This window comes from uncultured Methanobrevibacter sp., assembly GCF_902770715.1.
In the GTDB taxonomy this organism is placed as follows: Archaea; Methanobacteriota; Methanobacteria; order Methanobacteriales; family Methanobacteriaceae; genus Methanocatella.
The window spans coordinates 82,596-99,429 of the sequence record NZ_CACXTS010000012.1; the positions used below are offsets into that span (position 1 = coordinate 82,596).

Genomic DNA, 16,834 nt, shown 5'->3' on the forward strand with positions numbered 1-16,834 from the left:
TATAATTTAATGGGGCATATCATCAATTTAAAATAGGTTTTTTATATTCCATTTTTCTAATATATTATCATGTCACTATCCAAAAAAATGCTGAGGGATATAAAAATCAATAAGGCCCAATTTATTGCAATATTTCTAATGGCATTTTTAGGTATTTTCGCATATTGTGGAATATATGCTGAATATTATGGGTTGGAACAGACCTCAGAAGGTTTTTATGCCGATACTAACATGGCTGATGGATGGATTTACAATACTGGTTTTGATGACTTGGATCTGGAGAAGGTGAGCGATTTTTCAACCCAGACTGATAGGCAAGAGGTTATTCAGGCCGTTGCAAATCTGGATAGCAAACCTGATTTTACATTGCATTTCATAGAAAAGGGAACGATTTCCAAGTTTTATTCAACTGAAGGGGAGGATTTCAACCCTGAAGATGAATCCGGTGTATGGTTGGATAAGCGTTTTGCGGATGAATGGGATTTGAAAGTAGGGGATAAAATCACATTCAAATTCGGAGATTCAAAAATCAAAAAGGAAATTAAGGGTATTGGTTACTCTCCGGAATACATTTATGAATCATCTCCAAGTTCGTTGACTCCCGATTTTTCACAAATGGGATTTGCCTATCTTTCAAGTAAAGCATATCCTGAAGATTTGGAATATAACAGATTGCTGGTCAAATATAATCAATCGGATAGTGATTTTAAAGAGAAACTGGACAAATCAATTGATTATTTGTCATTCACCAAAAAAGAGGACCAGATCAGTGTTGCCAAATTTTCCGATGAAATGGCGCAGCACAAAATGATAGGTGATGTTTTCCCGATAGTGTTCATATTGGTGACATTTTTAACCCTTTTGACTACAATGAATAGGATTGTTGCCCATCAGCGTACTCAAATAGGAATCTTAAAGGCCGTTGGGTTTAAAGACAAAACAATAATTAGGCATTATTTGTCATATTCGTTCTGGCCGGTTTTGGCGGGAGCTATTCTAGGTTTGATAACCGGACCTATGGTTATTCCTCAAATGTTCTATCCGACAATGTCCAAAAGCTATAGCATGCCTAGCTGGCATCCGGGTTTTGACATGAGATTTATCTATATTGCATTGTTGATGGTCTTTTTATCTGTTTTGGTTACTTTTCTGTCATGCAGAAGGATTTCAAAGGAAAATCCTGCAAATACATTAAGGCCGAAAGCTCCTAAGATATCTTCAAATGGGATCATTGAAAAATCAAGATTATGGAATCATTTAAGCTTCAATTTCCGTTGGAACTGGAGGGATGCAAAAAGAAATAATTTCAGAGCAGTCATGGCAATCGTTGGAGTTATGGGCTGCGTTGCACTGTTGATTGCAGCATTCGGTATGAACGACAGCATGGGCGAATTGAAATCATGGGAATATGATGACATCAGCCATTACGAGTCAAAATTGCTTCTTTCAAATGAAGCCAATCCTATGGAATTGTATTATATCCTAAATGAGACCAACGGCAGCTTCATAATGCAGCAGTCAATCGAGATGAAGGCAAACGACATGGAGGACACGGTAACCCTGCTGGTTTCAAACAACACGGATTTGATATCCTATACTGACAGCGACCGAAATCCGATAGAGATTAACGAGAGTGATGTTTCAATTTCCAAAAAACTTGCCGAGACTTTTAATTTGAGCATTGGAGATAAGGTGAAATGGCACATTGTCGGAAGTGATGATTGGGTGAGCTCAAAAATTGACCAGATTCATGCAGAACCGATTTCACAGGGTTTGATAATGTCACCTGATACCCTTGAAGATCAGGGACTTAACTTTACACCAACTAATATCTTGACCAAAGAGAAATTCGGCGAAAACTTCAATTCAATCAAATCCGTTTCAAGCATGGAAAAAATGAAGAAAGGTTGGGATGAATTAACAGAAGCAGTTATGATGATGGTTTATGTAGTCACTATCGTGGCCGTAGCCCTTGCCATTTTGGTGTTATACAATTTAGGAATATTGTCATTTACAGAAATGGAAAGGGAAGTTGCAACCTTAAAGGTTTTAGGTTTTAAAACAAATAGCTTAAGGAAACTGTTATTAACTCAAAATTTAATTTTCACAGCCATTGGATTTGTTTTGGGAATTCCGCTTGGATTTTACTTCATGACATTGATGCTCAATGCTGCAGGAGACTCTCTGTATTATGTACCTTCTTTAACATGGGGAAACATTCTATTGACAGCCTTTATAACCTTCACAATATCAATCGGAGTTAATCTGTTGTTTTCGGATAAAATCAGTGATTTGAACATGGTTGAAGCACTTAAGGATGTTGAATAATCTGAAGTTATTTGCGTTTTTTTCGAGCAGGAAGCTCATCATACATTGCTTCAAATAATTCTTTTAGAAACTCTCTGTTTTCCACATCCTCAACAAGCAGCATTTTCTTGGCGCCTTCGTAGGGCAGTTCCATATCAGCATCAGGCATCATTTCCATAGCTGTTTTTACGGGTTTTATGAGAAAGCGGTCATCGTAAATGCCTCCAACAATCTTTTCGCGATAATAGATAATGTATTCGCCCATCATTGCCCTGTATGATATGTCATCCAAATCAGACAGCTGTTCCATTATGTATTCCAGATATTCCTTGCTTGATGTCATGTTAAATCACTTTATTATTAAATTTGCTCTTTAATTTGATAATTTACCATATGAATGGTATAATCTTATAGTTTACTTTGTCTTTATAGTCTTTATAGCCATCTAATTTGCTTTCCAAAAATTTTTCTTCATTTTTTATTCGGAAAATGATGATAATCGGATAAATCAGCATAATACCAAATGAAAAGAGTGAGCCCAAAATTAATGGCATTGATAGGAATAGAAAGATTGTTGAAGTGTACATTGGATGTCTGACAAGCCCGTATAATCCTCTGTCAATCACTTTCTGATTTTCACTCACTTCAACAGTACGTGAAAGATACATATTTTCTCTTAATACTTCCGCATACATGATATAGCTCAATAAAAAGATTATTGAAGAGGCAATTATCACGATTTGTGGAAGTTCGGACCATTTGAATCTAAAATTTAGTCCCGCTATGATGAATGCGAGTAAAAATATTGCTCCACTAATCAAGATAACTATTTTCTGTTCATTTTCCTCTTCTTTAGCATTCAATCTTTTTTTTAGAAGTTCTGGTGATTTGATAAGCATGATGATTCCTGCAATGAACATCGGAATGAATAATAATGCTAAGAATAACCATGCATTGGGATAGTTTAGAGTTCCTGCAGGTATAAATAGCAATAAGCTGATTATTATTAATCCGAAAAGGAATTTGCTTAAAGCTTGTGAAAATAATTTTGCATTCATTCAATCACTTAAATTCTTTCTAATGATTGATATTATGATTTCATGGTATAAACAATTAATTTAATCCCCTGTTTCAGTTTCAGCAATATCTTAAAAAATCACCGGATATTTTATATAATAATGTTTAATTAATAATTGTGTGGTGATAATATGAATCGTGATTTCATAGGATATTTGTTAGGTTTGATTATTTTCATAATTGGAATTCCATATGTGATGTATTTGGCATCAGGAAGCCCTAACCTGGCCGAAATTGGATTGAGGGGACTGTTGATTCTGATCATATTGGCAATTACAGGTATAGGATTAAGCGTCTGGTCAATTGTTTATATGAAAAATGTCGGTGGCGGAAATCCCTTTGATGCATTTAACCATGAAGTTGCCCCTAGAACCAGTTCACTAATGACTGATGGACCTTATGGAATATGTAGAAATCCGATGCTGTTGGGTGTTTTCATATATCACATAGGAGTTTTAATAGCTCTTTTATCTGTAGAATCTCTATTGATTTTCATAATTGAAGTTTTAATAATGAATGTTCAAGTTAAAAAAGAAGAGCAACGCTTAAAGATAGATTTTGGAAAGGATTATGAAGAATATGTTAAAAATTCAAATAGATTTTTTCCAAAATTAAAATGAATTCAGATAATAGCAAAATTTTTAAAAAACTAAAATGAGATAAATTATTGAAGGTTTAATTTAGTTGTTTAAAGCTATTCTACCAATAAAATGCTTATTGAAGGTGGTATCATGGAAGATGTTAATGAATGGAAAGGATTGAACGGACAGCTTGTAACATTTAAAAAGGAAGTTGGAGATGCTGAAAAAATTACATTTATTGGATCTCCAGGTGTCTGCACTCCATTTGCAGAGTTTTTGGCTTATTCCGTTAGGGATAAGGAAAATTATTTCATTCCCCTATTGGATATTGATGACTGTCATGAATTTGAGTCCAAACCTTATGCTATGGTGCTTAAGGATGAAGTTTCCGATCCTCACGACTCTGATGTTGTCGTTTTGTTGGGAGGATTGTCCATGCCGAAGTATGATGTTGACACAGAAGATGTAAAGGCACTGGTCAATGAAATCTTAAAAGAAGATGGTCAGCTTATGGGAGTCTGCTTCATGGACATGTTTACCAAGGCAGGTTGGCTTGAAAAGGTCGATTTTGACTGTGTCATTGATGGAACATTAATTGGTGTGGTCAAAAAGTAATCTTTAAAGGGGCTTTAAAATGAACAATAAAAGTATTATTGCTGTGGTAATTTTACTTTTAGCGGTTTTATCATTGGTTTTGGTTTATTCATTTGAGGAAACTGATGATTCAACTAAAACACCCATTACGGTATATTCAGAAGGCCCAATTCCGTTGACTGAAATAATCAAGGATATTAAAACAGCGGAGTATTATGAAGGTCATGATAATGAAACACTTGCATGGATGGAATCCTTGGGAAACAAGCAGGTTTTCATTTCTGATGATGCCTTTGTGGTGATGAACAGCTGGGATGCAAGAAAGATTCCTTCAGAATATGTATGTGATGTATATATTGAAGAGTTTATAGAATGTAATGTCTTGGAAAACCATTCTATAGGTGATGTCAAGTATCCTAAAGATGTTTTGCTGGTTGAAAATGTAGATTATCTTGGCCAGGAGGTTCATGACCTTCAAGGCAGTTAATTTTTCTTTTATTTTTTTAAAATAACATATCACGATATCATGATATGACAACATTTAAATACATAATCATATCATAATATCATTATATAATATATGTGATGACTATGGAAAATAATAATCTTGAAAACAATAATGATGATATGTGTGAAATATTCGACTCTCATGAAGATGTTGTCAGCCGTGTAAAGGAACGCATACCTGATGAAAATGAATTCACTGAATTATCTGAATTCTTTAAAATATTTGGAAACCCGACAAGATTAAAAATTATTTCTCTGCTTAGCATTGAAGATTTATGTGTTTGCGATATTTGTGAGGCACTTGATTTAAATCAAACTACTGTTTCAAATCAATTAAGAATATTGCGTGCAAATAATATTGTTAAATACCAAAAAGAAGGTAAAATGGCAAGATATTCTCTCACAGACCTTCACATAGAAATGATTTACAAAGTAGGTTTAGAACATATATTAGAATAATTTTTAATTGGTGATACTATGGCTGAAAATAGGTGTTATGATGCTGATTGTGCTGATGAAAACTGCCACAATCCAGAACATTACAATTACATCTGTTTCGATCCAAATTGTGATGAAACTCACTGTACAGATTCTAACCATTATGATAAACAGTTATTAAGAGATTATCAGAAAAATGCTGATTTAAGTGTATATGATCACAGAGAAGAAATTGATTATGATGAGGATGTAGATATTAATCTTTGTGCTTGTCCCGATTGTGCTGACGACCATGATCACGACCATGACCATGATCACCACCATCATGGCCACGACCATGGACATGGGCATTCTCATGAGGAGCATCATCATGGCCACGACCATGAGCATGAGCATCATCATGAAGAGGATGTTTGCACTGATGATGATTGTGGTTGTCATGACCATGACCATGAGCATGAGCATCATCATGAAGAGGATGTTTGTACTGATGATGATTGTGGTTGTCATGATCACAACCATGAGCATGAGCATCATCATGGCCATGATCACGAGCATGAGCATTCTCATGAGGAGCATCATCATGACCATTCTGAAAGTGATGTTTGTACTGATGATGATTGTGGTTGTCATGATCACGACCATGACCATCATGGACATGACCATAGCCATGACGATGATGTTGAATTTAGCCTTTGCGCTTGTCCTGATTGTGCAGATGATGACCACGACCATGGACATGACCACGGCCACGACCATGCTCATGGAGATGAGGACTTATTTGCTGAAGGAAAACCGTTCTGGGCAAATAGGCCGGTGCAAATCATTCTTGCGAGCGGTCTGATGTTTGTTTTAGGACATATTTTTGAATGGATGTCATTCAGCCCTACAATCGTAACTGCTACATATATGGTGGGTGCCGTGATTGCAGGTTATGAAATAGCTATTTTGGCTTATAAGTCATTAGTTAACAGACATACTATTGGTCCTGCAATGTTAGTATGTATCGCTTGTGTTGCATCATTCATTATTGGGCATCCCGAAGAAGGTGCAGCTGTAACATTCCTTTATTATATTGCTGAATTTTTAGAAGATGTTGCTGAAGATAGGGCTAAACGTTCTATTAAATCCTTAGTTGAAATTGCTCCTGACACTGCAAGAGTCAAAGTAGGTGATAAGGAAGAGATTAGAAATGTCGATGAAGTTGACATTGGTGATATTGTTATTGTAAAACCTGGAGATAAGGTGCCTTTAGATGGTGAAGTTGTTTTCGGTTCCTCCTCAATCAACCAGGCTTCAATTACTGGTGAAAGTGTCCCTGTCCTAAAAGAAGTTGGGGACAATGTCTTTTCAGGAACTGTTAATGAAGATGGATATCTTGAAATTAAAGTAACCAAAGCCGCTAAGGATTCAGTAATCTCAAAAATCGTAACATTGGTTAAAAGATCACAGCTCAACCGTTCTGAAACAGAATCTTTGGTTGAAAGGGTTGCAAAATACTATACTCCAATCATGATGGTTGGTGCATTATGTGTCGCATTAATCCCTCCATTGTTATGGGGTCAGAATCTGGTCGATTGGGTTTATAAGGCTCTTTCCCTTCTGGTAATTTCATGCCCATGTGCATTTTTGATTTCAACACCTGTCGGAATGGTGTCTGCTATCACTTCAGCTACTAGAAATGGGGTTATCATCAAGGGAAGTACATATGTTGAGGAAATGCGTAACGTCAAGGCGGTCATCTTTGACAAGACAGGTACATTGACTGAAGGAAAACTGGTGTTAAGTGACGTTGGTGTATTTGATGAAAACTACTCTGAAGAAGACATTGTCAAAATCGCAGCATCTTTGGAGCATCAATCTTCTCATCCTATTGCTAAAGCCATTGTTGACTATGCAGATGAGCATAACATAATCTTTGATACAATCGATGAGTTTAAAAATGTTCCAGGTAAGGGAATTATAGCCAACATTAACGGCGAGCAGTTCTATGCGGCTAATGAGGCTTTGATTGAAGGAAGTGCATTTGACATTTCAAAAGATGAAATCAACAGTTACTCCAGTGAAGGAAAGACCTTGATATTTGTCGGAAATACCGAAAAGGTTTTAGGTATCATCACAGTATCCGATAAGATTAGAGACAATGCTTCTGAAGTAATTGCCGATTTGAAAAATCAAGGAGTACAGACTATCATGCTTACAGGAGACAACAAGCTTGCCGCAAAAAGCGTTGCTGATGAAATAGGAATCGATTATGTATACTCTAATCTGATGCCTGAAGACAAGCTTAACATCCTGGATACAATCAGAAACAAATTCGGTGACGTGGCTATGGTTGGTGATGGAATCAACGATGCCCCGGCTTTGGCACGATCAAACATTGGTATTGCTATGGGTGCTGCAGGTTCTGATGTAGCTATTGAAACAGCAGATGTTGCACTGATGCAGGATGACATATCAAAATTGCCGTATCTGTTCGCCTTAAGTCGCAAAACAATGGGAATCATCAAACAGAACATCACTATTGCTATTCTAGTTAAATTATTGTGTGTAATTCTTGCGATTATGGGAATCATCACATTGATGATGTCTGTCGGTTTTGGTGATTTAGGATTAACAATATTCGTTATCTTAAATGCATTTAGAATTGGAATGGTGAAAGATCCACTATTCTAATTTCTTTTTTTCTTTTTTTTGTTGTTCTCTAATGGAAAAATGCTTATTTTGAGTTACTCGAAAAATTCGAACAAATGAATAATTTAATAAATAACTACTTTTATATTTGAAAAAATTTTAATATTAACTCATGTTAAGTAATGATTCATCGAATAGTGTTGACATAATGCTTGGAAATCCTAAAAAAGCACTGATAAAAATGTCCATACCTTTGATTGTTTCATTGCTTATAACCAGTTTTTACAATTTGATTGATGCTGCTTGGGTGTCAGGACTTGGTGCTGATGCACTTGCGGGTGTTGGATTTTTCACACCAATATTCATGATTCTGGTAGGGTTTGGAAATGGTTTGGGTTCAGGTGCAGCTTTTGCACTGTCAAAGTATCTTGGCGAAAACAATAAACAAAAGGCAAACAATGCATCTGTTCATTCCATAATTCTTGATATTGTCATTTCAATGATTTTAACAATCATATTGTTAATATTCTTAAAGCCGATTTTGAATGCAATGGGTGCCGGTCAAACCATAGGCTATGCAACTGATTATGGTGTAATCATCCTTTTAGGTTCGATTTTCATAATATTCTCCAATGCATTATATGGAATTTTTAGAGGTGAGGGGGATACTACCCGGCCGATGTATGCAATGATCATCTCAGCTATCCTGAACATGGTTTTGGATCCGATTTTCATTTACACCTTAAACTTGGGAGTCAAAGGAGCGGCAATTGCAACAATCATATCTTCAGTATTTGTAATCTTGATGTTGTTGTATTGGTTTTATATCAAAAAAGATACTTACTTAAAGCCTAATTGGAATAATTTCAATTTTAAAATGGATATATCAATAGATATTGCTAAAGTGGGCATTCCTGCAAGCATTCAGCTTTTGAACAATGCATTTTTCGCAGCGGTTTTCTCAGCATTGCTTGCATATGTTGGGTCAACAGATTCTGTTGCTGTTTACTCAACTGGCTGGAGAGTGGTAATTATTGGAACAACACCTCTTTTGGCTATCGGAACTGCATTAATCAGTGTCATTGCAGCCAACTATGGTGCTAAAAACTATAATAATATCCAAGTTGCCCATAGATATGCAATGAAAGTGTCAATAGTCATTGGAATAATCGTGGCAGTTTTGACTAATGTTTTTGCAGGAGACATAGCATCAGTATTTGCTTCATCGGGAAGCAGCATAAGGATTGCTCAAGAGCTTACTAGCTTTCTCGCTTGGATTGTGATATATTATCCTACAATGGGTGTTGGTGTTGCATCGACTTACGTTTTCCAGGGCATAGGAAAAGGCATAACTGCGATGTTTCAGACAATCATGAGAGAAACAGGCTTTACAATATTCTTTGCTTATTTGTTGGCTATTGTATTTGGCTTTGGTGTATGGGGTGCCTGGATGGGAATTGTTTTAGGTGAAATTGTTTCAAATAACATTACGATGGTCTGGGCCGATTTTGAAATTAAAAAATTGATTGAAAAATAAGTTTAAATGAAAAAAGAGTTGAAATAAATTCAACTCATAATTGTTTATTTGCTTTCTTCAATTGAAGAGGTACGGGACCAATCAAGGATATTTCCGAAAATATCTCCACCGTGTGGTTGGATTAAAGCAGTATCTTCAGATATGTCTAAACTGTCATCTACAAAGTAACCGTATTTGATTTCGCCAACCCATAACCATGGTGCGTCACCTTTAGCTGAGAATCCAGTTTTTCCATCCCAAGATGCAGCTTTCCAATCATCATATGATGCTTCACGTGATTCGCCCATTGCTTTGTCGATATGTGCATCAACAGCACTGTCATTTAACATAGCGTAGTTTCCGGTTTCAATTTGTGAGCTGTGATATTTGGAAAATATTGTTGATGGATCTGTTGAACCATATCCGAATACGATTGGGTCGGTCCATTTGTGTGATCCCATTTCGTCCCAGTTTGAACCTGTTGCATTGATTTCGATTCCGAATTCTTTTGCTTGTTCACCGAGAGCTACAGCAATTGCTTGTCTTTCCGGTGCATTGGATGGGTAATATACGTTAAGTGATGCTTTTACACCGTCTTTTTCAACGATTCCATCTCCGTCGGTGTCTTTCCATCCGGCATCGCTTAAGAGTTTTTTAGCTTTGTCAACGTCAGCATCCTGGATTTGTGCTTCTTTATTGTACCATGGTAATAAGTGAGGTACTCCATCGGAAGTAGGAACTCCAACTCCATTCAATGCTCCTTCAGCGATTGCAGTTCTGTTGATACCGTAATTCAATGCTTCTCTGACTGCTTTGTCTGCAGTTATGTTGTTACCCATTGGGCTTCCGTCTTCAGTTGTTTTGCCGGTATTAGGTTCTGTTGGTAAGGTAAGGCCTCTTACGTCAATTGTATCCATAAGAACCATGTTATATCCGTCAACTGTTTCATTAGCATATTGCATTGGCACTGCTGCAACATCCACTTCTTTGTTTCTAGCAGCATTTAATGCAGCTTCATTTTGTTCGAAGAGAATGGTCAATTTGTTAAATTCCGGTTGTTTTCCATAGTAGTCAGGGTTTTTCTCTAAGATTACTTGTTGACCTTTGTCCCATTGTACAAATTTGAATGGTCCTGATCCGACAGGGTTGGATCCGTAGGTTTCATTATTGTATGAATCTGATGGAACAATACCGATGTATGCAAATTTATCTACAAAAGTTGAATCTTTTTTGTTTAAATCAAATTTAACAGTTGTATTATCCACAGCAGTCGCATTGTCCATGCTGCTTAAATCTAAACTTGCTCCAGTTGCTTTTGCTTCATTAAATGTGAATGCAACATCTTCAGCATCTAATGTTGAGTTATCCGTAAATTTAACGTCATCTCTGAGTTTTACGGTATATTCAGTAAAGTTATCGTTTGCTTTCCAACTTGTAGCTAAATCATTTTCATAATCTAGGTTTCTGTTAACCTTTAATAATGTTGATTGAATCAAAGGTTCGCTGTAGTAGTTCCAACCAAGGATAGGGTCAAAACCGGTTTCCGGTTCTCCCCCGTGACTGTAAGCAGCAACTACTAGTTCATTGTCTGCTCTTTGTACAGAAGAGCCTCCTCCTAAGAACATGGCTCCTCCAATTATTGCAATTAATAATATTGCTATTATTCCAATAATGTATTTTGTATCCATTATCAATTTCTCCAATTCTAAATATAATCTTGTTATTACAATAATTAAAAAAATTATTATTTTAAATAATAACAATTAATAAAATATTATTAAAATATAATATTTAAATTTATCTAAGGGAAGTAATAAAAAATTAAATAATTCATTAAAAAAAGTATTAACTTTCACGTTTTTGTACAAAGTTTTTATTATTAAAAATAATGTTTATAAAAAAAATAAAGGGATATTAATGATTAAATACCATTAATATCATTAAAATAGATTACATCATCACATATGGTGTTTACAAGATCCATGTCGTGGCTTACGAGTAAGAATCCCATTTTTCTTTGTTTTACTATTTTCAATACTGCATCCAAGATTTGCACTTGTGTGATTGCGTCAAGCATTGTGGTCATTTCGTCAGCTATAAGGAATTTTGTTTTTGGATTTAATGCTCTGAGCACGGAAAATCTCTGCAGTTCTCCTCCGGAAAGTTCCTGTGGAAATCTTGTAAACCAGGATTTTTGAATACCGAATTCAGATAGAAGATTGTCATCAACATTCCATGATTCTTCCAGTACATCCTTCATTTTCCACTTTGGGTTCATTACTTTTTCGGGATGTTGGTAGATTAACTGAACCGGACAAAATTCGTTTTCAGGCAATTTTTGACCGTCCAGCTCTACTGTCCCTTCGAAGTTTGTGTAATATCCGGATAGGATTTCGCATAATGTTGACTTTCCGACACCACTGTCCCCAACTAAACCTGTGATTTTACTGTTGTCCAGATGTATGTCAATATCTCGTAACAAGTATTCTTTTGCTAATGGGTATTTAAATGAAATTTTTGTTCCTTTAAGTTCCATCTTATGCACCTTCCTCATATTTAAAACATCTGACTTTTTTATTTCCTAGGTCGATAAGTTGTGGTCTTTCCTCTTTGCATCTGTCGAATCTCATTTCGCATCTGTCGTAGTATGGGCATCCGTTTGGTATTTCTCCGTGTAGTGGTTGGTGTCCTTTTGTTAGGTGCCTGTGAAGTCTTCTTTTAGTGCGATTTCGATTACGTATCCTGAGTAGAAGATTCCTATTCTGTCTGCCACTTCGAGTGCCGCATGAATGTCGTGTGTGATGAGCAGTACTCCTATTCCGTCTTCTTTCATGTGTTTGAAGTGGTTTAGGGTTTCTTGTACTGTTTTTTCATCAAGTCCAGGAGTTGGTTCGTCAGCCACCACTAGTTTTGGGTCAGATAGCAGTGCTGTTGATACGAGTACTCTTCTTGCCATTCCTCCTGATAGTTGGAATGGGTACATGTCATCCACTTCTGGACCCAAGTTGTAATGTTCGAAGATTTCTCTTTGTTTTGTTTTTTTTGCTTTTTTCTCTTCGTCGCTTTCTGTGTGTCCGATTGCCTGGTCTGAGATTTTCATTAGGGGATCAAGGAAGTTCACTGATTGAGGTACGAGTACTATGTCTTTTCCTCTTATTTCTTCTTTGTCTTGTTGTGATAGTTCCTTTCCTTTGTATTTTATTTTTCCGTTTAGGTTTGCGTTTTCCGGTAAAATCCCGAAAATTGCATGTGCAAGCAGGCTTTTTCCTGATCCGCTTGAACCCAATACTGCCAATATTTCTCCTTCGGATATGTCAAGTGTCAAATCGGTGATGACTTTTAAATCCCTTTGATTTAATCCTTGTGTATATTGTATAAATGATATTGAAACATTTTCCACGTCTAATAGTTTATCCATTTTCATCACCTACTCATTTGCACTTGTTGGGTCGAGCATTTTCTTAATGTTTTCACCAGCTATATCAAATAATAAAACTATTATTAATAATGCTAAACCAGGGAACAATGCTAACCACCAGTTACCTGTTGCAAGGTATTTCATGGATTCTGATAAGATTACTCCAATTGCAGGTTCGTGCGGTGATAAACCGAATCCTAAGAATGTTACACTAGCTTCGTGCATGATTGCATGAGGGAAAATCAATATTGTTCCAACAATAATCTGAGTTATAACTAATGGCAAAATATGTTTTTTTGCAATCCATATTTTTGATTTTCCGAATCTTTGTGATAATTTAACAAATTCTGATGTGTTGATCTGCTTTATTTCTGCTCTTAAGATTCTTGTAAGAGATGTCCAGTGAGTAAGTGCAACACCCATGGTAACACCAAATGCTCCTCCACCTAATCCTATGGATATTAATATAATCAATAGAATATGTGGAACAGATAAGAATAAATCGACCAGCCATGCAATGAAGCTGTCTAATTTGCTGTTGATGCTTCCGACAAATGCTAAAATTATAGCAATGATACTGCTCAATATTGAAGCTCCGGCACCAATCTGAACACTTAATCCAAGACCTTTCATGGTACGGGTAAACATATCCCTTCCCATCCAGTCTGTACCGAATAGATGTTCGAATGAAGGCGGTTGATTCATAGCATTAAAGTTTGTTGTAATGTCTGCAGAATTAATGAATAAGCTTGTGATTACAACGGCTACTAAAATGAAGACAGTCAAACCAATTGTAAGCAATGTTTTTGTTCTCAAATTCATATTTGCAATAGGGCTGTAAATACTTGAGACATCTTTTGATTTATCCGCCATCTTCTTCACCTTCTCTGATTCTTGGATCTACAAAGTTGTATAAGACATCTGCTATTAAATTGCCGCAATAAACGAATATTGCACTGAATATTACGATTCCTAAAAGCAATGGAACATCACTTCTGAGTCCAGCGGATACTGCTGCCTGTCCGATACCAGGGTAAGTGAATATTTGCTCTACAAGAACTGCTCCTCCGAATAATTCGGAAAATCCTAAAAATTGCAATGTGATTGCAGGAAGTAAAACATTTCTTATACCATGTCTCACAATTAAATTCCATCCGCTTTCTCCTCTTGCTTTAGCAAATAGGAAATAATCACTATTCATTACATCAATTAATTTATCACGTGTAAACAATGTGATTGATGCAATTCCAACAACGCTCAATGTAATCATTGGAAGAATCAATCTGTGCAGCCAGTCCCAGAAGGACACATTTTCACTTAATGTTCCGACAGGAACACCCAATCCTGTTGGGAACCATCCAAGATATACGCTGAATACCATTAAGAATAATAATGCAATCCAAAATGTAGGTGCAGATTGCAATATGTAACAGTATACTTTGATTGCTTTATCAATTATAGTGTCTTTTTTAAATCCGGCGATTACTCCTAACAAGAATCCTATTACTCCTGAAAATATCCATGAACTTAACATCAATACCAATGATGCAACGAATTTTTCTTTGATTACATCAAGTACAGGTGCTCTGTAAATCAAAGAGGTTCCGAAATCAAGATGTATAATATTTGCAAGCCAATTGAACATTTTAGTTGTAATTGGTTCATTCACACCCCAATATGATTCCAGAATGGCAATTTTTTCAGGTGAAACAACACCTAGGTTAGCGATGTATGTTTTTACAGGATTTATAGGAGACATATCAATAAGTATAAAACTTAATAATATTACAAAAATAAGCAAAATTATAAATCTGACAATTTTTTTACCTAAAAATTTTAAGAGTTTTTCGTTTTTTAACATAAATATGCTCCAATGTTAATAAAAAGGGAAAAAGAGAGAGTTGAATTAATTCATCCAACTCTATTATTTTTTTTAACTTGTTTCGTTAATTGGAGATACACGAGTCCAATCGTAAATGTTTCCGAATGCGTCTCCTCCGTGAGGTTGTAATTTGAAGGTGTCTTCGGAAATGTCTAAACTGTCATCTACGAAGTAGGTGTATCTGATTTCACTAATCCATAACCATGCTGCGTCACCTTTAGGTGAGATACCTGTGGTTCCGTCCCAGGAAACAGCAGACCATTCAGCATAAGATGATTCACGAGGTTCGGACATTGCTTTGTCGATGTGTGCATCTACAGCGCTGTTGTTTACAAGTGCAGGGTTGTTGTATCCGATACCTGCTTGGTCACTGTAGTATTCTCCCCACATGGTGATTGGATCGGTTGAACCGAATCCCCATACGATTGGGTCAGTAAATTTGATAGCGTCCATTTCGTCCCAATTGGAACCGGTAGCATTTACTTCAATTCCGATTTCTTTTGCTTGTTCAGCAACAGCTACAGCAATAGCTTGTCTTTCGGTTGCATCAGATGGGTAGTATAAATTGATTGAAGCTTTTACGCCGTCTTTTTCTACAATTCCGTCACCGTTGGTGTCTTCCCATCCGCCTTTTTTCAAGATGTCTTTAGCTTTATCTATGTCACCATCTTTAATAGCAGCTTCTTTGTTGTACCATGGTAATAAGTGAGAAATTCCGTCGTAGTTAGGTACTCCTATACCGTTTAATGCTCCTTTAGAGATATTTTCCCTACTGATTCCGTAATTCAATGCTTCTCTGATGGATTTGTCTGCAGTGATGTTGTTACCTAATGCAACGCCGTCTTCATTTGTTTCGCCAGTGTTGTTTTGTACAGGTAAGGAAATACCTCTTACGTCTAAGGATTCAGATAATAATGCGTGGTATCCGTCAATAGTTTCATTAGCATATGCTAATGGCACTGCTGCTATATCCAATTCATGATTTTTAGCAGCATTGAATGAAGCTTCATTTTGTTCGAAGAGAATAGTCAATTTGTCAAATTCAGGTTGTTTTCCATAGTAATCAGGGTTTTTCTCTAAGATTACTTGTTGGCCTTTGTCCCATTGTACAAATTTGAATGGTCCGGATCCTACAGGGTTAGTTCCATAGGTCTCGTTGTTGTATGAATCAGATGGCACAATACCTACATATAACAATTTGTCTGAAAATGTTGAATCAGGTTTGTTTAATGTGAATTTAACGGTATTTTTATCAACTGCTGTTGCATTGTCCATTGTACTTAAATCAACAGCTTCACCAGTAGTTTTAGCTTGGTTGTATGAGAATGCTACATCGTCAGCATCTAAAGTTGTGTTGTCAGTGAATTTGACATCGTCTCTGATGTTTACGGTGTATTCTGTAAAGTCATCATTTGCTTTCCAACTTGTAGCCAAGTCATTTTCATAAGTCATGTTTCTGTTCATTTTCATCAATGTAGATTGGATTAAAGGTTCTCCACAATCACCCCAACCATACATTGGGTCATAACCTGCTTCAGGTTCACCGCCGTGACTGAAAGCAGCTACTACTAACTCATTATCCGCTCTTGCTGGTGTTCCGCTTCCGCTCATAAAGAGTGCTCCACCAATAACAGCGATTAAAAGTACAGCAATTATTCCTATAATGTATTTTTGATCCATAAATAGTTCTCCAATTTTAAATCTGTAATTGTCATATTTTTAATATAATAAGTAATAATTAAAATAATAACAATTAATTATTTTTTATTATTTTGTAACTATTTAAATTTACCTAAAAAAAGTATTACTAAATTGCTTTATTTTCTAAAAAAAGTATTAATTATTACTCTTTTTAATTTTATTTATATATGGAGTATTAT

The 16,834-nt window shown here is 36.0% G+C and carries 14 protein-coding genes and 1 pseudogene; 7 read left to right on the forward strand and 8 right to left on the reverse strand.

What is annotated here, in order from left to right:
* Positions 1 to 69 precede the first annotated feature (69 nt).
* On the forward strand, positions 70 to 2,328 hold the full coding sequence (locus QZU81_RS05045; RefSeq protein WP_295589857.1) for an ABC transporter permease: 2,259 nt from the start codon (positions 70 to 72) through the stop codon (positions 2,326 to 2,328).
* 7 nt (positions 2,329 to 2,335) lie between these two features.
* Here QZU81_RS05045 and QZU81_RS05050 read toward each other — a convergent pair whose 3' ends face one another.
* Complete coding sequence (locus QZU81_RS05050) at positions 2,336 to 2,650, reverse strand: TfoX/Sxy family protein (protein WP_295589860.1); 315 nt, start codon at positions 2,648 to 2,650, stop codon at positions 2,336 to 2,338.
* Between the two features lie 43 nt (positions 2,651 to 2,693).
* The gene (locus QZU81_RS05055) at positions 2,694 to 3,365 is read right to left on the reverse strand and encodes an isoprenylcysteine carboxylmethyltransferase family protein (RefSeq protein ID WP_292825168.1); all 672 of its coding nucleotides are present in this window, start codon (positions 3,363 to 3,365) and stop codon (positions 2,694 to 2,696) included.
* A gap of 150 nt (positions 3,366 to 3,515) precedes the next feature.
* On the opposite strand from QZU81_RS05055, the gene QZU81_RS05060 reads away from it, so the two are divergent.
* The 6 genes from QZU81_RS05060 to QZU81_RS05085 all read left to right on the forward strand — a co-directional run bounded on the left by QZU81_RS05060 (position 3,516) and on the right by QZU81_RS05085 (position 9,675).
* Positions 3,516 to 4,004 carry an isoprenylcysteine carboxylmethyltransferase family protein gene (locus tag QZU81_RS05060; protein WP_292825171.1) on the forward strand — a complete coding sequence of 163 codons (489 nt, stop codon included), beginning with the start codon at positions 3,516 to 3,518 and terminating at the stop codon, positions 4,002 to 4,004.
* A 111-nt stretch (positions 4,005 to 4,115) separates the two neighbouring features.
* A complete protein-coding gene (locus QZU81_RS05065) occupies positions 4,116 to 4,580 on the forward strand; it encodes a DUF2124 domain-containing protein (RefSeq protein ID WP_295589865.1) in 465 nt (154 codons plus the stop codon).
* A 19-nt stretch (positions 4,581 to 4,599) separates the two neighbouring features.
* Positions 4,600 to 5,046 (forward strand): hypothetical protein, encoded by a 447-nt coding sequence (locus QZU81_RS05070; protein WP_295589867.1) that lies wholly within the window; start codon positions 4,600 to 4,602, stop codon positions 5,044 to 5,046.
* Positions 5,047 to 5,150: 104 nt separating this feature from the next.
* A complete protein-coding gene (locus QZU81_RS05075; protein WP_295589869.1) occupies positions 5,151 to 5,525 on the forward strand; it encodes a helix-turn-helix transcriptional regulator in 375 nt (124 codons plus the stop codon).
* 18 nt (positions 5,526 to 5,543) lie between these two features.
* Positions 5,544 to 8,180, forward strand: coding sequence for a cation-translocating P-type ATPase (locus tag QZU81_RS05080; RefSeq protein ID WP_295589872.1), 2,637 nt, complete (start codon positions 5,544 to 5,546; stop codon positions 8,178 to 8,180).
* Between the two features lie 130 nt (positions 8,181 to 8,310).
* Positions 8,311 to 9,675: an MATE family efflux transporter gene (locus QZU81_RS05085; protein WP_295589875.1), complete on the forward strand. Its 1,365-nt coding sequence runs from the start codon at positions 8,311 to 8,313 to the stop codon at positions 9,673 to 9,675.
* Positions 9,676 to 9,719: 44 nt separating this feature from the next.
* On the opposite strand, the gene QZU81_RS05090 is transcribed toward QZU81_RS05085, so the two are convergent.
* The 6 genes and pseudogenes from QZU81_RS05090 to QZU81_RS05115 all read right to left on the reverse strand — a co-directional run bounded on the left by QZU81_RS05090 (position 9,720) and on the right by QZU81_RS05115 (position 16,634).
* A complete protein-coding gene (locus QZU81_RS05090; protein WP_295589877.1) occupies positions 9,720 to 11,342 on the reverse strand; it encodes an ABC transporter substrate-binding protein in 1,623 nt (540 codons plus the stop codon).
* A 233-nt stretch (positions 11,343 to 11,575) separates the two neighbouring features.
* Positions 11,576 to 12,190 (reverse strand): ABC transporter ATP-binding protein, encoded by a 615-nt coding sequence (locus QZU81_RS05095; protein ID WP_292825192.1) that lies wholly within the window; start codon positions 12,188 to 12,190, stop codon positions 11,576 to 11,578.
* A 1-nt stretch (position 12,191) separates the two neighbouring features.
* Positions 12,192 to 13,072, reverse strand: a pseudogene (locus QZU81_RS05100) (ATP-binding cassette domain-containing protein).
* Positions 13,073 to 13,081: 9 nt separating this feature from the next.
* Positions 13,082 to 13,945: an ABC transporter permease gene (locus QZU81_RS05105; RefSeq protein ID WP_292825199.1), complete on the reverse strand. Its 864-nt coding sequence runs from the start codon at positions 13,943 to 13,945 to the stop codon at positions 13,082 to 13,084.
* Positions 13,935 to 14,933 carry an ABC transporter permease gene (locus QZU81_RS05110; RefSeq protein WP_295589882.1) on the reverse strand — a complete coding sequence of 333 codons (999 nt, stop codon included), beginning with the start codon at positions 14,931 to 14,933 and terminating at the stop codon, positions 13,935 to 13,937. Before QZU81_RS05110 ends, QZU81_RS05105 begins: the two co-directional genes overlap by 11 nt.
* Positions 14,934 to 15,005: 72 nt before the next feature.
* Positions 15,006 to 16,634, reverse strand: a complete 1,629-nt coding sequence (locus QZU81_RS05115) for an ABC transporter substrate-binding protein (RefSeq protein WP_295589885.1) — start codon at positions 16,632 to 16,634, stop codon at positions 15,006 to 15,008.
* Between the last annotated feature and the right edge of the window lie 200 nt (positions 16,635 to 16,834).

Excerpts from the sequence above, each read along its gene's own strand:
- QZU81_RS05045 (WP_295589857.1), top strand. The coding sequence starts at position 70 with ATGTCACTATCCAAAAAAATGCTGAGGGATATAAAAATCAATAAGGCC.
- QZU81_RS05050 (WP_295589860.1), bottom strand. The coding sequence starts at position 2,650 with ATGACATCAAGCAAGGAATATCTGGAATACATAATGGAACAGCTGTCT.
- QZU81_RS05055 (WP_292825168.1), bottom strand. The coding sequence starts at position 3,365 with ATGAATGCAAAATTATTTTCACAAGCTTTAAGCAAATTCCTTTTCGGA.
- QZU81_RS05060 (WP_292825171.1), top strand. The coding sequence starts at position 3,516 with ATGAATCGTGATTTCATAGGATATTTGTTAGGTTTGATTATTTTCATA.
- QZU81_RS05065 (WP_295589865.1), top strand. The coding sequence starts at position 4,116 with ATGGAAGATGTTAATGAATGGAAAGGATTGAACGGACAGCTTGTAACA.
- QZU81_RS05070 (WP_295589867.1), top strand. The coding sequence starts at position 4,600 with ATGAACAATAAAAGTATTATTGCTGTGGTAATTTTACTTTTAGCGGTT.
- QZU81_RS05075 (WP_295589869.1), top strand. The coding sequence starts at position 5,151 with ATGGAAAATAATAATCTTGAAAACAATAATGATGATATGTGTGAAATA.
- QZU81_RS05080 (WP_295589872.1), top strand. The coding sequence starts at position 5,544 with ATGGCTGAAAATAGGTGTTATGATGCTGATTGTGCTGATGAAAACTGC.
- QZU81_RS05085 (WP_295589875.1), top strand. The coding sequence starts at position 8,311 with ATGTTAAGTAATGATTCATCGAATAGTGTTGACATAATGCTTGGAAAT.
- QZU81_RS05090 (WP_295589877.1), bottom strand. The coding sequence starts at position 11,342 with ATGGATACAAAATACATTATTGGAATAATAGCAATATTATTAATTGCA.
- QZU81_RS05095 (WP_292825192.1), bottom strand. The coding sequence starts at position 12,190 with ATGGAACTTAAAGGAACAAAAATTTCATTTAAATACCCATTAGCAAAA.
- QZU81_RS05105 (WP_292825199.1), bottom strand. The coding sequence starts at position 13,945 with ATGGCGGATAAATCAAAAGATGTCTCAAGTATTTACAGCCCTATTGCA.
- QZU81_RS05110 (WP_295589882.1), bottom strand. The coding sequence starts at position 14,933 with ATGTTAAAAAACGAAAAACTCTTAAAATTTTTAGGTAAAAAAATTGTC.
- QZU81_RS05115 (WP_295589885.1), bottom strand. The coding sequence starts at position 16,634 with ATGGATCAAAAATACATTATAGGAATAATTGCTGTACTTTTAATCGCT.